General features: G+C 67.5%; 18 protein-coding genes. 10 read left to right on the top strand and 8 right to left on the bottom strand.

The genetic code is table 11. The annotated features are described in order from the left end of the window. Window positions 1–194: 194 nt before the first annotated feature. The gene (locus TSH20_RS03475; RefSeq protein WP_109073418.1) at window positions 195–1,832 is read right to left on the bottom strand and encodes a septum formation initiator; all 1,638 of its coding nucleotides are present in this window, start codon (window positions 1,830–1,832) and stop codon (window positions 195–197) included. A gap of 246 nt (window positions 1,833–2,078) precedes the next feature. Between TSH20_RS03475 and TSH20_RS03470 the strand changes: the two genes are divergently transcribed. The 3 genes from TSH20_RS03470 to TSH20_RS03460 all read left to right on the top strand — a co-directional run bounded on the left by TSH20_RS03470 (window position 2,079) and on the right by TSH20_RS03460 (window position 5,242). Then, a complete protein-coding gene (locus TSH20_RS03470) occupies window positions 2,079–3,785 on the top strand; it encodes a methyl-accepting chemotaxis protein (protein WP_109073417.1) in 1,707 nt (568 codons plus the stop codon). 140 nt (window positions 3,786–3,925) lie between these two features. Next, entirely contained in the window at window positions 3,926–4,447 is a 522-nt protein-coding gene (locus TSH20_RS03465) for a hemerythrin family protein (protein ID WP_109073416.1), read from the top strand. A gap of 111 nt (window positions 4,448–4,558) precedes the next feature. Further along, entirely contained in the window at window positions 4,559–5,242 is a 684-nt protein-coding gene (locus TSH20_RS03460) for an orotate phosphoribosyltransferase (protein ID WP_014247028.1), read from the top strand. Window positions 5,243–5,294: 52 nt separating this feature from the next. Here the strand turns inward: TSH20_RS03460 and TSH20_RS03455 are convergent, their stop codons facing one another. The 5 genes from TSH20_RS03455 to TSH20_RS03435 form a co-directional block, all read right to left on the bottom strand. After that, entirely contained in the window at window positions 5,295–6,275 is a 981-nt protein-coding gene (locus tag TSH20_RS03455; RefSeq protein ID WP_146205448.1) for a hypothetical protein, read from the bottom strand. 175 nt (window positions 6,276–6,450) lie between these two features. After that, on the bottom strand, window positions 6,451–7,263 hold the full coding sequence (locus TSH20_RS03450) for a galactosyltransferase-related protein (RefSeq protein WP_109073414.1): 813 nt from the start codon (window positions 7,261–7,263) through the stop codon (window positions 6,451–6,453). A gap of 1 nt (window position 7,264) precedes the next feature. Next, complete coding sequence (locus TSH20_RS03445; protein WP_109073413.1) at window positions 7,265–9,919, bottom strand: tetratricopeptide repeat protein; 2,655 nt, start codon at window positions 9,917–9,919, stop codon at window positions 7,265–7,267. Window positions 9,920–9,927: 8 nt separating this feature from the next. Next, the gene (locus tag TSH20_RS03440; protein ID WP_109073412.1) at window positions 9,928–10,650 is read right to left on the bottom strand and encodes a hypothetical protein; all 723 of its coding nucleotides are present in this window, start codon (window positions 10,648–10,650) and stop codon (window positions 9,928–9,930) included. Between the two features lie 18 nt (window positions 10,651–10,668). Next, entirely contained in the window at window positions 10,669–11,646 is a 978-nt protein-coding gene (locus TSH20_RS03435) for a glycosyltransferase family 10 (RefSeq protein ID WP_109073411.1), read from the bottom strand. 374 nt (window positions 11,647–12,020) lie between these two features. Between TSH20_RS03435 and ileS the strand changes: the two genes are divergently transcribed. The 5 genes from ileS (at window position 12,021) to TSH20_RS03410 (ending at window position 19,152) form a co-directional block, all read left to right on the top strand. Continuing rightward, window positions 12,021–14,864, top strand: coding sequence for an isoleucine--tRNA ligase (gene ileS / locus TSH20_RS03430; RefSeq protein ID WP_109073410.1), 2,844 nt, complete (start codon window positions 12,021–12,023; stop codon window positions 14,862–14,864). Window positions 14,865–15,072: 208 nt separating this feature from the next. Further along, window positions 15,073–15,576, top strand: coding sequence for a signal peptidase II (gene lspA, locus TSH20_RS03425; RefSeq protein ID WP_109073409.1), 504 nt, complete (start codon window positions 15,073–15,075; stop codon window positions 15,574–15,576). 106 nt (window positions 15,577–15,682) lie between these two features. Continuing rightward, a complete protein-coding gene (locus TSH20_RS03420; RefSeq protein ID WP_109073408.1) occupies window positions 15,683–16,273 on the top strand; it encodes a DUF3035 domain-containing protein in 591 nt (196 codons plus the stop codon). Window positions 16,274–16,396: 123 nt separating this feature from the next. After that, window positions 16,397–17,794 (top strand): pitrilysin family protein, encoded by a 1,398-nt coding sequence (locus TSH20_RS03415; RefSeq protein WP_109073407.1) that lies wholly within the window; start codon window positions 16,397–16,399, stop codon window positions 17,792–17,794. 2 nt (window positions 17,795–17,796) lie between these two features. Next, window positions 17,797–19,152, top strand: a complete 1,356-nt coding sequence (locus TSH20_RS03410) for a pitrilysin family protein (RefSeq protein WP_109073406.1) — start codon at window positions 17,797–17,799, stop codon at window positions 19,150–19,152. Between the two features lie 138 nt (window positions 19,153–19,290). Here the strand turns inward: TSH20_RS03410 and TSH20_RS35230 are convergent, their stop codons facing one another. Further along, window positions 19,291–19,458 (bottom strand): hypothetical protein, encoded by a 168-nt coding sequence (locus TSH20_RS35230; protein ID WP_169055046.1) that lies wholly within the window; start codon window positions 19,456–19,458, stop codon window positions 19,291–19,293. 205 nt (window positions 19,459–19,663) lie between these two features. Here TSH20_RS35230 and pgi point away from each other — a divergent pair, with 205 nt between their 5' ends. Both pgi and TSH20_RS03400 read left to right on the top strand, forming a co-directional pair. Then, on the top strand, window positions 19,664–21,316 hold the full coding sequence (pgi, locus tag TSH20_RS03405) for a glucose-6-phosphate isomerase (protein WP_109073405.1): 1,653 nt from the start codon (window positions 19,664–19,666) through the stop codon (window positions 21,314–21,316). A gap of 151 nt (window positions 21,317–21,467) precedes the next feature. Further along, window positions 21,468–21,722, top strand: a complete 255-nt coding sequence (locus tag TSH20_RS03400; RefSeq protein WP_109073404.1) for a hypothetical protein — start codon at window positions 21,468–21,470, stop codon at window positions 21,720–21,722. Window positions 21,723–21,726: 4 nt separating this feature from the next. Here TSH20_RS03400 and TSH20_RS03395 read toward each other — a convergent pair whose 3' ends face one another. Then, window positions 21,727–22,617, bottom strand: a complete 891-nt coding sequence (locus TSH20_RS03395) for a LysR family transcriptional regulator (protein WP_109073403.1) — start codon at window positions 22,615–22,617, stop codon at window positions 21,727–21,729. Window positions 22,618–22,789 lie beyond the last annotated feature (172 nt).

Genomic DNA, 22,789 nt, shown 5'->3' with positions numbered 1-22,789 from the left:
CTGCTGATGCTGCAGACCCGGCAGCAGCTGGGCACCATCGCCCTCTCGCTGGCCAACCAGTCGCAGCAGTCGATCCTGCGCCTGTTCTGATCCGGAACGGCAGCCAGACACACGAAAAGGGGCGCCCCGCCGGGGCGCCCCTTTTCGTTTCCGGGCTTTCCGAACAGGCCCTTTCAATACCATTTGGGCGCCGGTCAGCGCGGCCGCAGGGCGTCCCCGATCAGCGCCCGGGCGTCGGCGGCCAGCGCGGCCCGGCCTTCGCCCCGCGTGTACATCATGTGGCCGCCGGGATGCACCGTCACCGAAACCCGGCCGCGCTCTCCCTCCGGCAGTTCCAGCCGGGACGCAACCCAGCGCGACGCCATGTAGGGCGTGATCAGGTCGGTGCGGCCATGGGCGATCAGCACCCGCAGCGCCGGCTGCAGGGTCAATGCCGTCTGCAGCGCGTCAACGGCGCTCGGCACCGTCATGCGCGGCCAGTCCCAGTTCCGGTTCACCCGGTCGCTGAGCAGCCGGTAAGGCTCGTCCGTCCGCACCCCGAGCGTATCATGGACATAGGCGGCGAAGGCCGTGGTGTAGGTCGGGATCGTGCCCTTCAGGAAGGGGTCGAACGGCACGCGCGGCGCTCCCGGATCGGGGTCGGGCGCGGTGAAGGTGCCGTCATAGATGCTGAGGATCCGTTCCCGGTCGCGCAGAAGCTCTCGCGTGAAGACGCCCATCGGAACGCGCCCGCGCTGGCGCCGCACGGTTTCCACCGGCAGGCCGGTGATGCGCGCCACCTCGGCGAAGAGGTCCTTTTCCGCGTCGAGCCGGCCGTAATCAAGCCGGGCCAGTCCGGTCAGGTAAGGGCCGAGCGCAAAGCGTTCCGCCGCTTCGGCCGCCTGCTCCGGCGTGCCGGCCGTGCGCCCCAGCGCCGCGGCGGAGGCGGCCATCGACGGCAGCTTCAGGGCCGGGCCGAGGATGCCGTCCTCGTCGATGGCGGCGAAATCGACGACCGGCGAGACCAGGATCAGGCCGTTGACCGCAAGCCCGACCCGCTCGATCAACTCGTCCGCCATCCTGGCGATGCGGAAGCCGCCATAGCTTTCTCCCGCCAGGAAGGTCGGCGACGACCAGCGGCCATTGCGGGTCAGCCACAGCCGGACGATCTCGGCCATCGACCGTGCATCCCCTTCCACCGACCAGAAGCGCTTCTCATCCTCGTCGGGCTTCAGCGCGCGGCTGTAGCCGGTGCCGACCGGATCGATGAAGACCAGATCGGTGAAGGCCAGCCAGCTGTCGGGATTGTCGACCAGCGGCGCCGGCGGCCGCGGCAGGGTTCCGTCCGGCCCAAAGGCAACGACCTTCGGACCGGCGGCGCCCAGATGCATATAGGCCGATGCCGCCCCCGGCCCGCCGTTGAAGACGAAGGTGACCGGACGCGGACCGTCGGACGGACTCTTCGATTCGGCCGGTTCGGCGGTGTAGGACACCGTGAAGATGCGCGCCGCCAGCTCCTCCTTCACGCCGTCGCGAAGCGGCAGGAATTCGGCCGTCCCGCTATAGGACAGCGCCCCGCCGGGCAGCGGCAGGCTGTGCCGGGTGACGCTGCGCTGGGGGTCGAAACCCTGGAGGCTGTCGGCTTTGCGGCCGTCCGAGTTGTGTTCGTCCGGCTTTGCCGCATCCGCCTTTCCCGCTTCGGCCTTTCCCGCTTCGGCCCTGCCGCCTTCCGGCCGGTCCGCCGCTGCCGCGGAACCGGGGACCAGCGGCGGCATCAGCAGGGCCGGGAGCAAGGCCATCGCCAACAGACGTGACAGGCTGCGGGAGCGGGAAGGCGCGGACAGGAGCGGCATCTGGGAATCCAAGACAGTTTCTGCGGGGCGGTCTCCAGCCACCGCATATTGCGGTCCCGCCCGCGATCCGCAACCGGCCCGCAGTCCGGTGCCATTTTTAGGACATATTTTTTCGGCGACGGCGGTGGCGCCGGGCTTGCCGGTTGCGCCGCGCGATACATACTGATTAACCCGAAAAGGTAACATCTTCCGGGTTAGAGTTCTTCCACCGCCCACCCGGGCCAACTTTGACGGGATCCCGCCGACATGCTCCTTCCACGGCATGCCACCATACGCGCACGGCTGTTCCTCGGCTTCGGCGCGGTGCTTGTGCTTCTGATCAGCCTGACCGTCATCGGGGTCCGCGAGGTGCGGAAGATCGATGCCGATCTCACCCGGATCAACGACGTGAACAGCGTCAAACAGCGCTATGCCATCAATTTCCGCGGCAGCGTGCATGACCGCGCGATCGCGCTCCGCGACGTGGTGCTGACCAGCGATGCGACGACCCTGTCCGCCGTCCTGGCCGACATCGACCGGTTGGCCAGCTTCTATGACCAGGCGGCCAAGCCGCTCGACGCCATGTTCGCGACCATGACCGACATCGAGCCGGAAGAGCGGGCCATGCTCGCCGGCATCAAGGAGATCGAGGCGAAGACCCTGCCGGCGATCAAGGCGGTCACCGCCGCCCGCAAAGCCGGTGACATGGCCGCCGCGCAGAAGGCCCTGATGCAGGACGCCCGTCCCGCCTTCACCGAATGGCTGAAGCGCATCAACGCGTTCATCGACCTGCAGGAGTACAAGAACCAGCAGATCGCCGCCCGCACCCGCACGGTCGCCAGCGGTTTCCAGACGCTGATGCTGTCGCTGTGCGCCGCCGCCCTGTTGCTGTCCGGCGCCTTCGGCCTGTGGACGGTGGCGGCCCTGCGCCCGCTGCGCCGCCTGACCGATGCGATGCTGACGCTGGCGCGCGGCGACCTGAGCGTCACCGTGCCGCCGTCCGAGGCCAAGGACGAGATCGGGCAGATCACCGGCGCCGTCGAGGTGTTCAAGGCGAACGCCGTGGAGGCCGACGCCTTCCGCCGCCGTCAGGCCGAGGCCGAGCATGCCGCCGAGGAGCGCAAGCGGGCCGAGATGGCGGCGCTGGCCGACCGGTTCGAAAGCGAGGTGAAGGGCGTGGTCGACAGCGTCGCCTCCTCCTCGACCGAGGTGCGGTCCCTGGCGCAGTCGCTGGCGACGACCGCCGACCATACCGAGACGCAGGCGACCACCGTCGCCGCCGCATCCGAACAGGCGTCGGTCAATGTCCAGACCGTGGCCGCCGCCGCCGAGGAACTTGCCGCCTCCATCGCCGAGATCGGCCGGCAGATCGGCGAGAGCAGCCGCAAGGCCAAGCAGGCCGCCGATCAGGCCGATGGCACCAACCGCATCGTCGACGGCCTGTCTTCCAAGGCGAACCAGATCGGCGACGTGGTGAACCTCATCAACTCCATCGCCGGGCAGACCAACCTGCTGGCGCTGAACGCCACCATCGAGGCGGCGCGCGCCGGCGAAGCGGGCAAGGGCTTCGCCGTGGTCGCCAGCGAGGTGAAGAGCCTGGCCAACCAGACCGCCAAGGCGACCGGCGACATCTCGCAGCAGATCGCAGAGATCCAGACGGCGACCGCCGACGCGGTCCAGGCGATCCAAAGCATCGCCGCCACCATCGGTGAAGTGAACGTCATCGTCGGCACCATCGCCCAGGCGGTCGACGGCCAGAACGCCGCAACGATGGAGATCGCCCGCAACGTCCAGCAGGCGGCGGCCGGCACCAACGAGGTCTCCTCCTCGATCGGCGGCGTCCTGCAGGCCGCGTCGGAGACCGGAAGCGGCGCCAGCCGCCTGCTCTCCTCGTCCGGGGAACTGTCGAAGCAGGCCGAACTGCTGCACGCGCAGGTCGACCGCTTCCTCGGCAGCGTGCGCGGCAAAGTCTGAGTCTGGAACGGGGGGTGGGGCAAAAGGTAGCAAAGCCCATGCTTGCGGGTGGCGGCCGGGAACTCTAGGAAATTCCCGGCCGCTGCATCTCCTGCGCGAGCCATCCGCCGGATGCACCCTTCGACCGTCACGGGTCCGCCATGAGCGACAGCGAAAACACCGGCCCCGTCGATTACGGCCGCCTCGTCTGGAGCGACGATCTGGTTCTGGGCGTCAACTCCATTGACGAGCAGCATCGCGAATGGATCGCGCTGGTCCAGGCCTTCGAACGCGCCGTCACCGAAGGACGGCCGGCCGAGGAGATGCGCAGCACCCTGGCCGCCGCCGTCGCCTACACCGAGTCGCATTTCGCCGACGAGCAGCGGGTGATGGAGGAGGCGGGCTATCCCTTCCTCGACGACCATATCGGCCAGCACCAACTCGCCTGGGACCGGGTGCATGCCTTCGCTTCAGTCGAAGGGGCCGGCGAGATGGCCGACGAGGAAATGCGGCGGAGCCTGGCCGAATTCCTGCCGCAGTGGCTGATGCTGCACATCAACACCGCCGACCGCCAGTTCGCCCGCTGGCTGAAGGGCACGATGGCTCCCGGCACCGCGTCCGGCATCGCCGCTGGGGGCCCGGCGGGTCCCGATGGCCGGGTGTTCGGCGACATTCCCGTCTGATTCCCGCCCCGCATGGGCGGGATCCGGACCGCCTGCCGTTGCGATTCGCCGGAACCGCCGCTACACAGGGGGCATCCGCGCGAGCAATCCCGTTTTCCGGAGCGTTCTTCCATGTCGACCCTGCCCGATCAGGCCACCATCGCCGCCACCGCGGCCAAGATCCTGCTGGAGATCAAGGCGCTGCACTTCAACGCCGAGACGCCCTTCATCTTCACCTCGGGCTGGGCGAGCCCGGTCTACACCGACTGCCGCCGCATCGTCTCCTTCCCGCGCGCCCGAAAGGCGCTGATGGATTTCGCCGTCGCCACCATCGAGCGCGAGATCGGCTATGAGGCCATCGACGCGGTGGCCGGCGGCGAGACCGCCGGCATCCCCTTCGCCGCCTGGATCGCCGACCGGCTGGAACTGCCGATGCAGTATGTGCGCAAGAAGCCGAAGGGCTTCGGCCGCAACGCCCAGATCGAGGGCCTGCTGACCGAGGGGCAGCGCGTCCTGCTGGTCGAGGATCTGGCGACCGACGGCAAGAGCAAGGAGAACTTCGTCACCGCGCTGCGCAACGGCGGCGCCCAGGTGACCGACACCTTCGTGATCTTCCACTACGGCATCTTCCCGCAGTCGAAGGTCAATATGGACGCCATCGGCGTCCGCCTGCACGCGCTGTGCACCTGGTGGGACGTGTTGAAGGTCGCCCGCGACAACCGCTATTTCGACGAGAACACCCTGTCGGAAGTCGAGAAGTTCCTGAACGACCCGGTCGGCTGGTCGTCGGCCCACGGCGGCAAGTCGAGCATGTGATGCCAAACGGGGGCGGGGAAACGCTTCCCGCCCCCGGCTCCGCCGGTGGCCGTCAGGCCATCAGCGCCTGGATCCTGTCTCTGAAAGCCGCCTCGTCGAAAGTGCCGTCGTTGGCGGTTGAAATCCAACCGGGCAGAGCCGGGTGCCAGAACGGGTTGTAGAGGATCACCGACCGCTTCCTGTTCAGCATTCCACCCAGATAGCTGAAGGACGACCGGCTGGTTATCAGCACGTCTGCGGTCGAAAACAGGGACAGGCAATCGAGCGCCTCGGCATTCGCCATGATCGTCGCGTTCGGGATGGCGGCGAACTCTTCGATTTTCGATTCCTCGGGGCTAATCCGCTTCGGCTCCCCAATGGATTTTTCGATCCCGTTCTCGCCGGGCTTTAGCTCGACCTCCTTGGTCGGTATCTCGGTGTGAATTTCGAAGCTGCAGGGGACGCCCATTTCCTCCAGCAGCCGCGAAACGCGCAGCGACGCCTTGATGTAATAATCGTTCGGCAGCATGCGGTTGGCGGCCACCACCATCATTTCGCCGCGACGGACGTGAACCGCCACGCGCAGCTTCTCCTTGTTCGGAGGCAGATGGGAGAAGGGGGAAATCTCCCTGCAGCATTCGTAGCATGCCGGATGAGCGTCTGTGATGCCGTAGGGAAGCGATATCCTGACGATGATCGGCCGATCGACAGACTGGGCCTGCGCGGTGATGGCCCCCATTGCCTCAGGCGTAATATTGTGAACATTCACGACGTAGTAGGATTGAGGAACCGCAACATCGGATTTGATCGTGAATCGGCGATTGAACGCGTCGACGAAATCCTGGCTCCCACTGTTCTCTTCCAGTGACTTCAAACCCTGGTAATCGACCTTGGCCAGGGGAGAGTGGATGTAGGGAACCTTCAAGAGCCGCGAAAGAGCGTAGATGCCGTAAATCCGTTGCAACTGGGCACCGACGCCGTCGGTCATCTTATCATTCTGATAGGTGACTGCGATTTTCCAGGAAGGATTGGAAAGTTCCTGTCCGCTGCTCATGATGCTTCCACTTCTGCAGAGTTCGCCATATGCCCGCCATAGGCGGAATTCCAAAGTCTCGCCCGATCGGACGTGCTTAACACAGCTTCGCAAACTCGAAAATCGGAGCCTTGGCCGGATGGCTGTTCGCAAATACCCGACGGATGGGGAAGCGGTGGAATGATACCGCGGCGGCCTATGCCGAACGGGAGGCCGCATCGGCTCCGACGGCCGCTTCCTGCTCCGGCCGGGGGCGGTGGTTGAAGCGCACGCGGACGATTTCACACCGCCCCTGCCTCTCCACGGCACCGCCATCGCAGGGGCGGCGGTCCAGCACGTCGAAGGAAAGCGTCGACAGCCCGTCGCCGGTCGGGATTTTCCCGGTGGACCAAAGCTCCTGAAAGACGCGGCGGTTAACGCGCGAGATCGGTGACGGCGTCGCATCCGGCGTGAAGCCGTCATTGTCATGGTCGAGCGGCTGGAAGCGGCCCTTGCGCCGGCCGGTGGGGATGCGGCGCGCCCGGATGCGCAGCGAGAAGTCGAAATCCTCGTATCCCCAGCCCCAGTACAGGTTGGAATAGCCGTCGACCTGCCGCATCGTCGCGTTCGGCATCAGAAGCACGCCGCCCATATTGCTTGCAAGGTCGGTCGTCACCGTCCGGTCCGAGCGCCCCGGCGCCACCGGCCGCTGCTCCGCCCCGTACCAGAGGATGGGCGTGGGGCAGTCGGCCGGGGAATAATCGGCATCGACCGGCAGGTAATCGACGTCATGCAGGCAGGTGTAGTCGCTCTGCCCCTCGCCCAGCAGGAAACCGGCATTCATCAGCGCCCCGCGGTTGAAGGGAAGGCCGGCCTCCTGCTCCACGATGGTGATGCGATAGTCGATCCGCGGCACGAGCCGGTCGAGATACGCGCTCACCCACGGAACGAACTGCCGCAAATGGGTTTCCCGGTCCCGATAGGGGACGACGATGTGGAGGCGCGCGTCCGCGCTGTCGCCGGTCGTCATGTCAGTCCTTCCCTTCCTGCGCAACGGACGGAAAACCGCTGCTTCCCTCGGCCGTGATGGCGATTGCGCGCGGAAGCCCGCCCGCAAGATGAATGTCCCACATCGCCCGATAGGCCGCCTCGAGATGCCGGGTGAATCGTGGCGTATCGAACAGCGGGCAGCTCTGCCGATTGCGCATCAGCCGTTCCCGCAGATCGCGGAGCCGCTGGGGTGAGCGGGCGAGGTCCACCGCCGCCGTCTCGTACGCCTCCTGCCCGTCGACGATCAACTCCGGCAGTCCGGCGGCCCGCAGCAGGCTGGCCGCCACGCGCCCGGCAAAGGTCGTGCCGCGCCGCGTCAGCACCGGCAGCCCCGCCCACAGCGCGTCGCTGGCCGTGGTGTGCGCGTTGTAGGGAAGCGTATCGAGAAACAGGTCCGCCAGCCGGTGGCGCGCCAGATGTTCGGCATGGGGAATCGGGCCGGCAAAGACGAGACGGCCGGGATCGAGTCGGCGGGCCTCGCCCTCGCGGCGCAGGTTGGCCGCCACCTGCGGATTTCCGGCATAGAGCCACAGGACGCTGCCCGGCACCGCCGCGAGGATGCGCGCCCAGCCGTCGAACAGGGCGGGAGTCAGCTTGTAGGCGCTGTTGAAGCAGCAGAAGACGAATCCGTCGGCCGGCAGCCCGCAATCCGCGCGCGACGGGGTGGTGGCGGCGATGGCACGGCGGCGGTCGTTGGGCTGGTAGCAATCCGGCAGCCGCACCACCCGCTCGGTGAAGAACGCCTCTTCGCCCTCCGCGATCACCTCGGGGTCGGCGAGGATGTAATCGACATAGCCGGCTCCCAGCGTGCCCGGATAACCCAGCCAGTTGACCTGCAGCGGAGCCGGGCGGGCGGCCAGGATCGACGTCCGTGAGAAGGTGGTGAAACCGGTCAGATCGACCAGAATGTCGATGCCGTCCGCCGCGATGACCTGCGCCGCATCGGCGTCGCCATGGCGGTACAGGTCGACGAACCGTTCGAGTCCCTGCTCGAACCGACGGCGCAGCGGGCTGCCGTCGTCGATGCCGGTCGAATAGGCGGTGACGGCGAAGCGGGACCGGTCATGCGTCTCCAGGGCATCCACCATCAGATGGCCCATCGCATGTTCCCGGAAATCCGACGACAGATAGCCGATGCGCAGACGGCCATCCCGCGGAAGCGCGGCGGGCGCGGGGGCGGATCGGTGGACAAGAACGGCGCCACGGGCCTTCGCAGCCGCCCAGCGGGTCGCGGCCGATTGCTGGTCGGCAAGGGTCGAGGCGCAGGACAGGACGTCGAACGGGGATACGCCCTCCGCCCCCTCCCGCACCCGACGGAGAAGCAGCGCCTCCAGACCGTCCAGGTCACGCCACTCGCAAAGCAGCCTCTGCTGGTGAACCAACTGGCCCAGGGCCGCGCCATGGCCGGGAACCAGCCACAGTACCCGCCGGCAGGCCTCCGCCGACACCGCGCTCCAGCCGCTCATCGCGGCGGCCATCGCCAGATCGACAGAGGCGTCGGTATCGTCGGGAGCCACGGCGACGGCATTGCGCAGGGCGGCGACCGCGAGATCGGGGCGGAATGCCTCCGCCAGCACGCCCGCCAGCCGCCGCCATGCCTCGGCGTTCAGCGGCTGCCGGACGAGCAGGCTTCTCAGGATCGCCAGCGCGCCGTTGGACTCGCGCATGATCGACAGGACCTGAGCCAGATTGATCTCCGCCACCGGGAAGTCGGGCTGCAGGTCCAACGCCGTGCGATATTGGGCGACGGCCTCCTGCAGGCGGCCGAGTTCCCGCAGGGCGTTGGCGAGATTGTTGTGCGCGGCCGGATCGGACGGTTCCAGCCGGACCGCGGCGGCGGCGGCGCGCCAGGCGTCCTCACGATGGCGCATATCATGTGCCGCGTTGCCCAATGCCAGCCAGCTTCGCGCACTCGACGGATCGAGCGCCACCGCAGGACGGCCGGCGGCGACCGCTTCGGCCGGTCGGCCAACGGCATGGAGCAGGCAGGTCAGGTCGTGCCGGATGCCCACGTCGAGCGGCGCCAACCCGATGGCCTTGCGGAATACCGCTTCCGCCTCCGCATTTTGGCCAAGGTGATGGAGCGCCACGCCCAGCCTGGACAGTGACGAGGCGTCGGCGGGAGAGAGCCGCACCGCCTCCCGGTGGGCGGCCACCGCCTCGGCGAAGCGCCCCAGATCCTGCAGGGCGACGCCGAGATTGTTGTGGACCTCTCCCAGATGGGCATGGGTCGCCAGTACCTTGCGGTAATGAGGTTCCGCGTCCTGCGGCCGTCCCTGGCTGTGCAGGGCCAGCGCCAGACCATAATGGGCATCGACCGAATCGGGCGCGACCCGCAGCGCCGCCGCATAGACCGTCGCCGCCGCATCCCAGCGGGCCATGCCGGCCATCGCCGCGCCGAAATCGAGATAAACCTCCGGATCCTTGGCGATGGCCAACGACTTCTGGAACAGGATCACCGCCTCGCGCGCCCGGCCCAGCCGCAACTCCACGACGCCCAGCCGGTGCAGGGCCTTCGGGTTCTGCGGCTCGGCCTGCAGGGCTTCGAGGTAACGGGCCCTCGCCTCCTCCAACTTGCCGGCCCTTTCCGCCGACAGGGCGCGGGTGAAGCCGGTCGATTGGCTTTTGTCTGCCATAGCCGACCTCAATCGCGCCAGCGCGTGTGTTCCAGGATGCGGGGAATCTCGGCCGGACGGCTGGCATCACCCCAGTTCGAGATGTCGGGAATGGTGGTCACGCCGTAGCGGCGGCCAAGCAGGCTGAGGATGCTCTGGTCGTGGCGATGGTCGCGGAACTCCGGATAGTTCGGCAGGCCGCATTCGTTGGGGGCGTCGGTGATCAGCCGGGCATCCTGGGCATACCGCAGCCATCGGGAAATGAAGTCCCTGCTTTCCGGCCCGCGCTCGCAGACGATGAAGCTGGCGAGGATCTGCGGCGCGTCGATGAAGGGCGGACGGTCCAGCCCCATGAAATGGAAACAGTCGCGCTTCGTCCAGACGCGGTTGCTGTGCTCGTCCTCCAGCGTGAACAGCAGCACCGGCAGGTCGCGCCGTTGGCGGCAAATCTCGATCACCGGATCGGCGCTGTGGACGAAATGGGCGCCGCTGTCGCTGTAGAACAGCATGTCGCCATCCTGCAGATGCTCCCGCAGCATGAGATCGATGAAATAAGGCTTCCACAGCCAATATCCGGCCCCGCGCGGCTGCTCCAGGATATGGCGGTTCCGTGCGGCGAACGTAGCGTCTATGTGCTGCCGCCCCATCATGGCCACGCCATCGAAGCCGCCCGCGGCAAGACCGGTCTTCGCATTGTGTTTCTGCGCCGTGGTGAAGGCCCCGTCGGCATAGTTCAGCAGCACCCGCTTCATCGTCCGTCCTCCCGCCGCTCAAAGTCGGCTTTCGATCCATTCGGCCAGACGGAAAGCGTCGAAATAGAAATCCTCCGCGCCGAGGAAGGGCGGCGTGCTGCGATAGCGGCGGTAGGTGTCGTAGTCGTCATCGGCGGCCAGGATGGCGTCGCAGGCCTCCTCGTCGGACGCATAGCGCGACACGTCGATGAAGCTGCCGGCGGCGACATCCCGCAGGACCCCCGGATCGCCCCAGTAAAGCGGCACGGCGCCCGCCTGGAAGGCGTCCAGGATCTTCTCCGTCAGATAGCCGGGATGGCTCGCATTCTCGAACGCGAAGGCGAAGCGGTAGCGCGAGAAGACGCGGATCTTCGGCAGCCAGCCCATCTTCACCACGCTGCCGGTGTTGTTCAGCAGCCAGCCGACCGACTCCACGTGCCGCCGGGCGCAGAGCATCTGGAAGAAGTCGTTGCGGCGGGCGCAGTTGGGGTTCTTGTAGAGGAAGGCGCAGAATTTCCGCTTGGCGGCCTCTTCCCGCGTCGGCGGCACCGGCGGCAGGACGGAATGGCAGAAATGCGGCGTCGCCCCCTCGCGCCTGTGGTCCCAGGCATGCATGACGTAGAGCGGCAGGCGGTAATGCCGGGGATCGTCGATGCGGTCGAACGACACCGACATGTCGACGGCGTCGAGCGGCGGCCGCACATTCTCGCCGGTGAAGAACATCGACCGGGCGGTCCGTATTTCCCGGGGACTGGTGCCGAACACCGATATGATGGCGAGATCGCTGTCGTTGTCGACGACCGATACGTCGAAGCGGGCGGACAGGATATCCACGAAGAAGTTCGTGGCCGGATCGAACTCCGGCCAGAAATCGAAGAAGGCGATCTTCAGCCGAGGCTTCGCGCCGCGCCCGCCGCGGTCCGGTCCATGCAGCAGAAAACGGTCGAGACGTGCCGGGTCCTGATGGGAAGACGCCAGAAATTCCGAAAGGAAATCGCTGGTCCGCTGGTCGATCATGCCCAAGACGCTCCCGCACGCACTGATTGCCGCGAGCGGCCCTTTTGCCCGGACAAGCTCGGCGGACACACCGTAGTTATGCCATCGCCGGGCTGCCAGCGGTATTTTTGGAGCCGTCGCGCCGGGCCTGCCCCGCAAAGCCGGTTCGCAGTTGCACACAACGGATGTGAGCGGTCCTTGACCGGACGGCCCGCGCCGCTAATATCCGGCGCCATGGACGTCTCTGTACGGATCCCGATGATGATGCGCGCACCGGCGCATCGCGCGCGAATTACCGGCCCGGCTCTCTGAGGAGGGCCGGGATCGAGACCTTATGTGCGTCGGGTGGCAGGAACGAGCCGCCCGATGGTGACGCCTTCCCCCAGGGATCCGATATGACCCGCGATTACAAATCGACCGTCTTCCTGCCCCGCACCGACTTCCCCATGCGCGGCGGCCTGCCGACCAAGGAGCCCGAGCTGCTGAAGCGCTGGGCCGAGATGGACCTGTTCGGCAAGCTGCGCGCCGGCGCCAAGGGCCGCAAGAAGTTCGTGCTGCACGACGGCCCGCCCTATGCCAACGGCAACATCCACATCGGCCACGCCGTCAACAAGATCCTGAAGGACGTGATCGTCCGCTTCCGCCAGATGCAGGGCTTCGACGCCGACTATGTCCCCGGCTGGGACTGCCACGGCCTGCCCATCGAGTGGAAGATCGAGGAGAAGTACCGCAAGGCCGGCAAGAACAAGGATGACGTGCCGCTCATCCAGTTCCGCGCCGAATGCCGCCAGTTCGCCGAGGAATGGGTCGGCATCCAGGCCGCCGAGTTCCGCCGGCTGGGCGTCGAGGGCGACTGGAAGCACCCCTACGCCACCATGACCTTCCCGGCCGAGGCGCAGATCGTCCGCGAGATCCACAAGTTCGCGATGAACGGCGGCCTCTACAAGGGCTCCAAGCCGGTGATGTGGTCGGTGGTCGAGAAGACCGCGCTGGCCGACGCCGAGGTCGAATACCACGACCACACCTCCACCACCGTCTTCGCCCGCTTCCCCGTCTGGGGATCGTCGGCGCCGGAGGTGGACGAGGCCAGCATCGTCATCTGGACGACCACGCCCTGGACCCTGCCGGCCAACCGCGCCATCGCCTATGGCGAGGAGATCGAATACGCCACCTTCAAGGTGACCGCCGTCGCCGAGGGCAGCAAGGCCGTGGTCGGCGAGCGTCTGGTGCTCGCCACCGGCGTGGCCGAGGGCGTGCTGAAGGAGGCCGGCGTCACCGAATGGAAGCAGTTGCACCGCTTCCCCGGCTCGCGCCTTGCCGGCACCTGGTGCCGCCACCCGCTGAACGGCAAGGGCTACGACTTCAAGGTGCCGCTGCTGGCCGGCGACTTCGTGACGACCGACGCCGGTTCGGGCTTCGTCCACATCGCCCCCGGCCATGGCGAGGACGACTTCCGCCTGGGTCAGGCCAACGGCATCGAGGTGCCGCAGACGGTGGGCGAGGACGGGCGCTATTACGCCCATGTGCCGCTGTTCGCCGGTCTGGCGGTCTACACCGACCAGGGCAAGTCCGGCCCGGCCAACAAGGCGGTGCTGGAAGCGTTCGATGAAGCCGGGTCGCTGCTGGCCAGCAACCGCATCAAGCACAGCTATCCGCACAGCTGGCGGTCCAAGGCGCCGCTGATCTTCCGCACCACGCCGCAGTGGTTCATCTCGATGGAGACGAACGACCTGCGCAAGGTGGCGCTGCAGGCGATCTCCGACACCCGCTGGGTTCCGACCCAGGGCGAGAACCGCATCCGCTCGATGATCGAGAGCCGTCCGGACTGGTGCATCAGCCGCCAGCGCGCCTGGGGCGTGCCGATCGCGCTGTTCGTCCGCAAGGTGACCGGCGAGATCCTGCGCGACGAGGCGGTGTTCGCCCGCATCGCCGACATCTTCCAGCAGGAGGGTGCCGACGCCTGGTTCGCCCGCGATCCGCAGGACTTCCTCGGCAACGCCTATTCCGCCGAGGAGTTCGAGCAGGTCCGGGACATCGTCGATGTCTGGTTCGAGTCGGGCTCCTCGCACGCCTTCGTGCTGGAGCAGCGGCTGGAGGAACTGGCCTGGCCGGCCGACCTCTATCTGGAAGGCTCCGACCAGCATCGCGGCTGGTTCCATTCCTCGCTGCTGGAAAGCTGCGGCACGCGCGGCCGGGCGCCCTACAACGCCGTGCTGACCCACGGCTTCGTCCTGGACGAGCAGGGCCGCAAGATGTCCAAGTCGCTGGGCAACGTGGTGGCCCCGCAGGAGGTCTGCGACCAGTACGGCGCCGACATCCTGCGGCTGTGGATCATCAACTCCGACTATTCGGAAGACCTCCGCATCGGCAAGGAGATCATCAAGACCCAGGCCGACCTGTACCGCCGCCTGCGCAACACGCTGCGTTACCTGCTGGGCGCGCTCGCCGACTACACCCCGGCCGAGCGGATCGACGCCTCCCAGATGCCGGAGCTGGAGCGCTGGGTCCTGCACCGCCTGTCGGAGCTGGATGCGCTGGTCCGCGAGAAGGTCGAGGCCTACGACTTCCACGCCCTGTTCGTGGCCCTGCACAACTTCTGTGCGGTGGAGCTGTCGGCCTTCTATTTCGACGTCCGCAAGGACAGCCTCTATTGCGACCCGGTCGATTCGGTGCGCCGCCGGTCGGTGCGGGCGGTGATGGAGCATCTGTTCTCCACCCTGACCGCGTGGCTGGCCCCGATCCTCTGCTTCACCGCCGAGGAGGCTTGGCTGGCGCGTCCGGAAGGCCTCAAGGAGGGGGATGGCTGGACCGACGAAAGCGTGCATCTGCGCGGTTTCCCGGAGGTCCCGGCGGACTGGCGCAACGACGCTCTCGCCGCCAAGTGGGAGTCGGTGCGCAACGTCCGCCGCGTCGTCACCGGCGCGCTGGAGCTGGAACGCGCCAACAAGACCATCGGCTCGTCGCTGCAGGCCGACCCGACCGTCTATGTCGACTCGGCGACCAAGGCCCTGCTGGCCGACGTGGATTTCCAGGACGTCTGCATCACCTCCGCCATCGAGGTGACGGATGCCGCGGCGCCGGAGGGGGCCTTCACCCTGCCCGACGTCCCCGGCATCGCCGTCGCCCCGGCCCTGGCCGAAGGCGAGAAGTGCGAGCGCTGCTGGAAGGTCCTGGAGGAGGTCGGCACGGTCGCCGACCACCCGACGCTGTGCGTCCGCTGCTCCGACGCGGTGGCATGAGGCCAGTTACCACATCCGCGGCTCTATTCCCTCTCCCCCCCGCTTTCGCGCAAACTTCGTTTGCGCTGACGCGACAGGCGGACCTCCGGTCCGCCGAAAGCGGGGAGAGGGTTAGGGTGAGGGGGATCCGCCTGCCGGACGCTCCTCGCCGCGAATCCCCCTCACCCCGGCTCTCTCCCCAGAGGGGAGAGGAAGGATATGTGGCCCCATGAACGCCTTCGTCGCCAACCAATCCCGCTCCTATTGGCTGTTCGGGCTGATCGTCGCCGTGGTGGTGGTCGTGCTCGACCAGGGCAGCAAATGGTGGATCCTCGAACAGGTCATGCAGCCGGTGCCGCATGTCATCGAGGTGACGTCCTTCTTCAACCTCGTGCTGGTTTGGAACTACGGCGTCAGCTTCGGCACCTTCGCCGGCGGCGGGGCGCTGATGCCCTATATCCTCAGCGCCATTGCCGCGGTGATCGCCGTCTGCCTGATCTTCTGGCTGCGGCAGGCCGAACGGCGGCTGATCGCGCTGGCGCTGGGCTTCATCATCGGCGGGGCGGTGGGCAATGTCGTCGACCGGCTGCTGCACGGCGCGGTGGTCGACTTCCTCGATTTCCATCTCGCCGGCTGGCATTTCTGGGCCTTCAACGTGGCCGACAGCGGAATCAGCGTCGGCGTGGTGCTGCTGTTGATCGACGGACTGTTCGCGGGCCGCGAAAAGTCGTAAGAGTTCCGTCGCCGGTGGCGTTATAACCGCCGGCGAGCGCTGACCATGCGGTCCCGACCTTCGGGCCGGGTCGCTACGACGTGACAGACGACGGGATCTTCCGAACGTGACCAGCATCTCCTCCGCCCTCTCCTTCCCCCGGAATCGGCTTCCGCTCATCGGGCTGGCGCTTGCGGCGTTGGCGCTCGCCGGCTGCTCGGATGTGCGCCGGTCCATCGGTCTCGACCGCCAGAGCCCCGACGAATTCGCCGTCGTTTCCCGCGCTCCGCTGACCTTGCCGCCCAGCATGCAGGACCTGCCGAAGCCGCGCCCCGGCGCTGCCCGCCCGCAGGACAGCACGCCGACCCAGACGGCGGCCGGCGCCGTGTTCGGCGGCGGCGCGCGCCGCACCGGCAAGGCGGCCGGCGAATCGACTGGCGAACGCTCGCTGGTCGCCCAGGCCTCGGCCCGCGACGGCATCGACCCGAACATCCGTGCCAAGGTCGATCAGGAAACCACCCAGCTGATCATCGCCGACAAGAGCTGGATCGATTCGCTGCTGTTCTGGCAGAAGCAGGAACAGCCCTACTCGCTGGTCGACCCGGCCAAGGAGCAGCAGCGCCTGCGCGAGGCCCAGGCCCAGGGCAAGTCGCTGGACGGTGCCGCCACCCCGACGATCGAGCGCAAGCGCAAGGCGCCGCTGGAAGGCCTGTTCTAAGCGACGGCCCTTCGAACGGCCGTTTCAGCCTTGTCCAAGGCACGACATCACACCAGTTTCCGGGGGCGCCCTTCCCAATGAAGGGCGCCCTTTCGATTCGGACCTCCTGATCCGGGAGCCCTCATGCCTGCCGTCCTATCCGCCCGCCGCTTCGCCGTGGCCGGTCTCCTGGCCCTGACGATGACCGTCGCGGCCCCCCTGGCCCCAATGCCGCTTGGCCCCGCGCCTGCCCATGCGGCAGAAAAGGGGGTGTTCTTCCCCGAAAGCTTCACCTTGTCCAACGGCATGCAGGTGGTGGTGATCCCCAACCACCGCGTGCCGGTCGTGACCCACATGGTCTGGTACAAGATGGGCGCCGCCGACGAGGAGCGCGGCCAATCCGGCGTCGCGCATTTCCTGGAACATCTGATGTTCAAGGGAACGGACGTCATCCCGCCCGGCGAGTTCAGCCGCATCATCGCCAAGAACGGCGGGCGCGACAACGCCTTCACCAGCTACGACTACACCGCCTATTACCAGAACGTCGCCCGCGACCGGCTGGAGATGGTGATGCGGATGGAGGCCGACCGCATGGCCAACCTGAAGCTGACCGACGCGGTGGTCTATCCCGAACGCGACGTCATCATCGAAGAGCGGCGCCAGCGCATCGAGAACGAACCGGCCGACCGGATCGGCGAGCAGATCAACGCCACCATGTTCGTCCATCACCCCTACGGCACCCCGGTGATCGGTTGGCCGCAGGAGATGTCGACCCTGACGCGGGAAATGGCGGAGCATTTCTACAAGACGTGGTATGCGCCCAACAACGCCATCCTGGTGGTGTCCGGCGACGTCACGGCGGCGGAGTTGAAGCCGCTGGCGGAGCGCTATTACGGCGCCATCCCCGCCCGCCCGGTGCCGGAGCGCAAGCGCGTGTCCGAGCCGCCGCTCAACTCCTCCCGCCAAGTGGTGCTGCGTGACGAGGAGGTGCGGCAGCCGTCGGTCCGCCGCATCTGGACCGCGCCGTCCTATCGCCTCGACCCGGAGCATCAGGCCTATGCGCTGCAGGTGCTGGCCGAGATCATGAGCGGCGGCACCACCTCCCGCCTCTACCGCAGCCTTGTGGTCGATCAGAAGCTCGCCACCTCGGCCTGGCTCGGCTACGGCCCGACCGCCTGGGACATGGCGACGCTCAGCGTCGGCGCCAGTCCGGCCGCCGGGGTGCCGATGGATAAGCTCGAATCGGCGCTGTGGGCCGAAATCGACAAGCTGCTGAAGTCCGGCGTGACGGAGGAGGAAGTCGCCACCGCCCGCAAGCGCATGCTGGCCGCAGCGGCCTATGCCCGCGACAGCCTGACCGGGCCGGCCCAGACGCTGGGCGCGGCGCTCGCCACCGGCCAGAGCATCGACGATGTGGAAAGCTGGCCGGTGCGCATCGACGCCGTCACCGCCGATCAGGTCAACGCCGCCGCCCGCGCCGTGCTGAGCCAGACCAACCACGTCACCGGCCTGCTGCTGCCCCCGACCGGAAAGGACAGTTGAGGATGAGCGTGCGTCACATTTCCATGCGGTCGGGCATCGCCGCGTTCTTCCTCGCCGTTGTTGCCGTCACCCTTCCCGCCCACGCCATGGACATCAAGCGCGTGGTCAGCCCCGGCGGGATCGAGGCGTGGCTGGTCGAGGACCACAAGGTGCCGGTTCTGGCACTGGAATGGGCCTTCGAAGGCGCCGGCGGCACCGATCCAAAGGGCAAGGAGGGGCTGGCGAACCTGACCTCCACCATGCTGGACGAGGGTGCCGGGCCGTACGATTCGCAGGCGTTCCAGGCGCGGCTGCAGGACAAAGCCATCGCGCTTGGCTTCGATGCCGGCCGCGACGGCTTCAGCGGGTCGATGCGCACCCTGACCGAGCACCGCGACGAGGCGCTGGAACTGACCCGCCTGTCCCTGACCGACCCGCATTTCGCGCCCGAGTCCCTGGACCGCATGCGCGCCTCGATCACCGCCAGCCTGAGGCGCGATCTCGCCGACCCCAACTATGTCGCGCGGCGTCAGTTCTACGCCACCGCCTTCCCCAACCATCCCTATGGCGACGAGGTCCGCGGCACGCTGGACAGCCTGCCGACCATCACGCCCGACGACCTGCGCCGCTTCGTGAAGGGCCAGTTCGGCCGCGACCGGCTGGTGGTGGCCGCCACCGGAGACATCTCGCCGGAGGAACTGGGCAAGGCGCTCGACAAGGTGTTCGGCGGCCTGCCGGCGAAGGCCGACGTGCCGCCCATTCCCGACGTGACGATGTCCGGTCTGGGCCAGACCATCCTGCTGCCGCGACCGACGGCCCAGACGGTGATGCTGATGGGTCAGCCGGGGGTGAAGCGCGACGATCCCGACTGGTATGCCGCCACGGTGATGAATTACGTGCTGGGCGGCGGCGGCTTCGGGTCCCGCCTGATGGAAGAGGTGCGGGAGAAGCGCGGCCTCAGCTATGGCGTGTACAGCTATCTGATCCCGATGGACCATGCGGCGCTGGTGATGGCCAGCGGGTCGACCGTGAACGCCAAGGCGGGACAGGCGCTCGACATCATGCGGCAGGAATGGGCGCGCATGGCAAAGGACGGCCTGACCGACCAGGAGATGGCCGACGCCAAGACCTACCTGACCGGCTCCTTCCCGCTGCAACTCGGCTCGACCCAGGCGATCGCCCGCATCCTGCTGCAGGTGAAGCGCGACAATCTGGGCATCGATTACCTGAACCAGCGCGACCGCTACATCAACGCGGTGACCCAGGCCGACATCAAGCGCGTCGCCCAGCGCCTGCTCGACCCGGCCAAGCTGCTGACCGTGCTGGTCGGCAAGCCGGAGGGCGTCTCTCCGACGCGGACGATCGACGGCGGGAGTTGAGTGTCGGCTTCGAATGCCCCCACCCTAACCCTCCCCCGCTGGGCGGGGGAGGGGATTCAGCGCTTGTTCGCGAAGGCGGCGGCAGTCCCTCCCCCGCCCAGCGGGGGAGGTTAGGTGGGGGTCTAACTCCTCGAGATTCTACGCCAAATCCGGCTGACTCCCCGGAAAGCGCGGATCGCTCGGATCGACCGGGCTCCCCGGCACCTTGCCCGGAATGATGCCGACCTGATCCGGCCGCGCAGCATCGTCACGGTCGCGGTCGTCCTCGCGCTCTTCCAGAGGCGGCGTGGCGGGCTTGTCTGACATGGCTTCCTCCTGTCGCAAATCCTGAAAACCACAACACTCCGCCCGCCATCCGGTTGCACGGCTCGGCCGCCCCGCATAGGCCGTTAAGCCGCGCCAACCGCCGCGTTTTGGCCCGTGGCCGTCACCGACGGTCGGTGTTAGGCTCCCTGCGCCCCGCAGATGGGCCGCGTCAAAGGACCGCTGACGTCAAGGAGTCCAAAGCATCATGACCGCGCTGACCCGTTCCCCCGCCTGGGCCGCTCTCGCCCGACACCGCCAGGACATGGCCGGCACGCACATGCGTGAGCTGTTCGCCGCCGATCCCGGCCGGTTCAAAGCCTTCTCGATGGAGGCCGCGGGTCTGTTCCTCGATTATTCGAAGAACCGCATCACCCAGGACACGGTCGGCCTGCTGCTCGACCTCGCCCGCCAGCAGGATGTGGAGGGCGCCCGCGCCCGCATGTTCGGCGGCGAGCCGATCAACCTGACGGAAAAGCGCGCGGTCCTGCACACCGCCCTGCGCAACCGCTCCGACCGCGCTGTCACCGTCGACGGCCGCGACGTGATGCCGGCCGTGCGCGCCGTGCTGGAGCGGATGGACGCTTTCGCCAACTCGGTGCGCGACGGCGAGTGGCGCGGCTATACCGGCCAGCCGATCACCGACGTGGTGAACATCGGCATCGGCGGTTCCGACCTCGGCCCCGTCATGGCGACGGAGGCGCTGAAGCCCTTCGCCCATGCCCATGTCGCCCTGCATTTCGTCTCCAACGTCGATGGCACCCATCTGGCTGAGCAGTTGAAGTGGTTGGATCCGGAGACGACGCTGTTCGTTATCGCGTCCAAGACCTTCACGACGCAGGAGACGCTGACCAACGCCCACTCCGCCCGCCGCTGGTTCCTGGAGACCGCGCAGGACGAGGCGCATGTCGCCAAGCATTTCGTCGCCGTTTCCACCAACGAGGCGGAGGTGCGCAAGTTCGGCATCGACCCGGCCAACATGTTCGGCTTCTGGGATTGGGTCGGCGGCCGTTATTCGCTGTGGTCGGCCATCGGCCTGCCGATCATGATCGCCATCGGGCCGGAACGCTTCGCCGAGTTGCTGGCCGGCGCCCATGCTATGGACGAGCATTTCCGCACCGCGCCGCTGGAGCGCAACATGCCGGTGCTGATGGGGCTGCTCGGCGTCTGGTACCGCAATTTCTGGGATGCCTCGTCCTACGCGGTTCTGCCCTACGACCAGTATCTGCACCGCTTCCCCGCTTATCTCCAGCAGCTGGACATGGAGAGCAACGGCAAGTCGGTGACCCGCGGCGGCGAGCCGGTGGACTACCAGACCGGCCCGGTTCTGTTCGGCGAGCCCGGCACCAACGGTCAGCACGCCTTCTACCAGCTGATCCACCAGGGCACCTCGCTGATCCCCTGCGACTTCATCGCGGCGGCGACCACCCACAACCCGATCGGGGCGGAGGCCGGCGCCCATCACCGCATCCTGCTGTCCAACGTCTTCGCCCAGGCCGAGGCGCTGATGCGCGGCAAAACCGCCGACGAGGTGCGGGCGGAGATGATCAAGGCCGGCAAGCCGGCGGCGGAGGTGGAGGCGCTGGTCCCCCACCGCGTCTTCCCCGGCAACCGCCCGTCCAACACCATCCTGATCCAGAGCCTGACCCCGGCGACGCTGGGCGCCTTGATCGCGCTGTACGAGCACAAGGTCTTCGTCCAGGGCATCGTCTGGGACATCAACAGCTTCGACCAGTGGGGCGTCGAGCTGGGCAAGCAGCTGGCCAACACCATCCTGCCGGAGATGGAAACCGGGCCGGCCGAGGGGGCGCATGACAGCTCCACCGCCGGGCTGATGGCATGGTGGCGGGCGCACCGGTAAAGAACGGCCCGGCTTACGCCAAATAATTGTATGTGCGCGAACGCAATCGGGCGGGACAACCTCCCCCCGATGGCGTTCGGAACATTGCGGTTGCGTTCCGGTTGAAGAGGGAAACGGTCCTTGCACCAACCCTCACAACCGGAGTGACCCAATGTCCACACGCTTGCGCCTCGCCATCCTGATCTACGGAATGATCCAGGGTGTGGTCTTCGGCATCGGCACCGTCCTGGTCCTGGCGGTCCCCAGCTTTTCCGAGCAGGCGATGACGCTGATGCCGACCGTGGTGATTCTCAGCATCGTTCTGGCCGCCCCCATCGCCTGGTTCATGGCGCCGCGGCTGCGGCTGCGCTTCTGGCAGCGGCGGGAGGAACGGCAGCAGGCGCCACGCCGGGTCACGCTGTCCTGACCGCTCAGCCTGCCGCGTCTTCCGCGACCATGGCGAACAGCCAGTCGCGGAAGGCGCGCATGGTCGGCGTCTCCGGCCGCGACTTCAGTGAGGTCAGCCAATAGGCGCCCTTGCAGACGGTGACGGCGAAGGGCTGCTCGATCAGGCCTAGCGCCAGCGGCCGGCGGAACATCGACACCGGGGCCAGCGCCACCCCCGCCCCCTGGATCGCCACCTCCACCATCAGCGAGGAGGAGTCGAAGACCGGCCCCTTGATCGAAGGCATTGCCGAAGGCTCCACCCCTGCGGCGGCGAACCAGCCCGGCCATTCGTCCGACCGATAGGAGCGCAGCAGGGTCTCGCGCCCGACATCGGCCGGCTCGCGCAGCCGCCGGCCGATCTCCGGCGCACACAGGACCGACAGCGGCGCGTCGAACAGGCGGATTGCGTCGGTGCCGTGCCACGCGCCGTCTCCGAAGCGGATGGCATAGTCCAGCCCCTCCGCCGCGATGTCGACGCGGTTGTTGTTGGTGGACAGGCGCAGGTCGACGAAGGGATGAGCCTCGCGGAAGCGGGCCAGCCGCGGCAGCAGCCAGCCGACGGCGAAGGTGCCGACCGCGCCGACCGTCAGCACTTCGCGAAACCGCCCGCCCTCGAACTGGTCGAGCAGGCCGCCGATGCGGTCGAACGCCTCCTCCAGCGTCGGCAGTAGCGCCCGTCCCTCGTCGGTCAGGGCAAGGCCGCGCGGCAGGCGGTGGAACAGGCTGGCACCCAGTCGCTCCTCCAGCAGCTTGACCTGATGGCTGACGGCGGCCTGGGTCACGCACAGCTCGATGGCCGCGCGGGTGAAGCTGAGATGCCGCGCCGACGCCTCGAAGGCGCGCAGGGCGTTCAAGGGCAGATAGGGCCGGACCACGGGTTCCCCGGACGGATGCTGGGTGTCTGGGGGCGTGCTAGCACTGAATGGGGGGTGGGCTCCAGGGGGATGTGGGGGCGGATGAGTTAGACCCCCACCTAACCTCCCCCGCTCTCAGCGGACCTACGGTCCGCCTGCCGCGTCAGCACAAAGCAAAGCTTTGTGCGAGAGC

Origin of the sequence: Azospirillum sp. TSH20, assembly GCF_003115935.1 — a bacterium.
Taxonomy (GTDB): domain Bacteria; phylum Pseudomonadota; class Alphaproteobacteria; order Azospirillales; family Azospirillaceae; genus Azospirillum.
The sequence above is the reverse complement of the archived record's forward strand: the minus strand, read 5'-3'. Positions and strand labels throughout refer to the sequence as shown.

Coding starts and splice junctions, on each gene's coding strand:
- TSH20_RS03475 (WP_109073418.1), bottom strand. CDS start 1,832: ATGCCGCTCCTGTCCGCGCCTTCCCGCTCCCGCAGCCTGTCACGTCTG.
- TSH20_RS03470 (WP_109073417.1), top strand. CDS start 2,079: ATGCTCCTTCCACGGCATGCCACCATACGCGCACGGCTGTTCCTCGGC.
- TSH20_RS03465 (WP_109073416.1), top strand. CDS start 3,926: ATGAGCGACAGCGAAAACACCGGCCCCGTCGATTACGGCCGCCTCGTC.
- TSH20_RS03460 (WP_014247028.1), top strand. CDS start 4,559: ATGTCGACCCTGCCCGATCAGGCCACCATCGCCGCCACCGCGGCCAAG.
- TSH20_RS03455 (WP_146205448.1), bottom strand. CDS start 6,275: ATGAGCAGCGGACAGGAACTTTCCAATCCTTCCTGGAAAATCGCAGTC.
- TSH20_RS03450 (WP_109073414.1), bottom strand. CDS start 7,263: ATGACGACCGGCGACAGCGCGGACGCGCGCCTCCACATCGTCGTCCCC.
- TSH20_RS03445 (WP_109073413.1), bottom strand. CDS start 9,919: ATGGCAGACAAAAGCCAATCGACCGGCTTCACCCGCGCCCTGTCGGCG.
- TSH20_RS03440 (WP_109073412.1), bottom strand. CDS start 10,650: ATGAAGCGGGTGCTGCTGAACTATGCCGACGGGGCCTTCACCACGGCG.
- TSH20_RS03435 (WP_109073411.1), bottom strand. CDS start 11,646: ATGATCGACCAGCGGACCAGCGATTTCCTTTCGGAATTTCTGGCGTCT.
- ileS (WP_109073410.1), top strand. CDS start 12,021: ATGACCCGCGATTACAAATCGACCGTCTTCCTGCCCCGCACCGACTTC.
- lspA (WP_109073409.1), top strand. CDS start 15,073: ATGAACGCCTTCGTCGCCAACCAATCCCGCTCCTATTGGCTGTTCGGG.
- TSH20_RS03415 (WP_109073407.1), top strand. CDS start 16,397: ATGCCTGCCGTCCTATCCGCCCGCCGCTTCGCCGTGGCCGGTCTCCTG.
- TSH20_RS03410 (WP_109073406.1), top strand. CDS start 17,797: ATGAGCGTGCGTCACATTTCCATGCGGTCGGGCATCGCCGCGTTCTTC.
- TSH20_RS35230 (WP_169055046.1), bottom strand. CDS start 19,458: ATGTCAGACAAGCCCGCCACGCCGCCTCTGGAAGAGCGCGAGGACGAC.
- pgi (WP_109073405.1), top strand. CDS start 19,664: ATGACCGCGCTGACCCGTTCCCCCGCCTGGGCCGCTCTCGCCCGACAC.
- TSH20_RS03400 (WP_109073404.1), top strand. CDS start 21,468: ATGTCCACACGCTTGCGCCTCGCCATCCTGATCTACGGAATGATCCAG.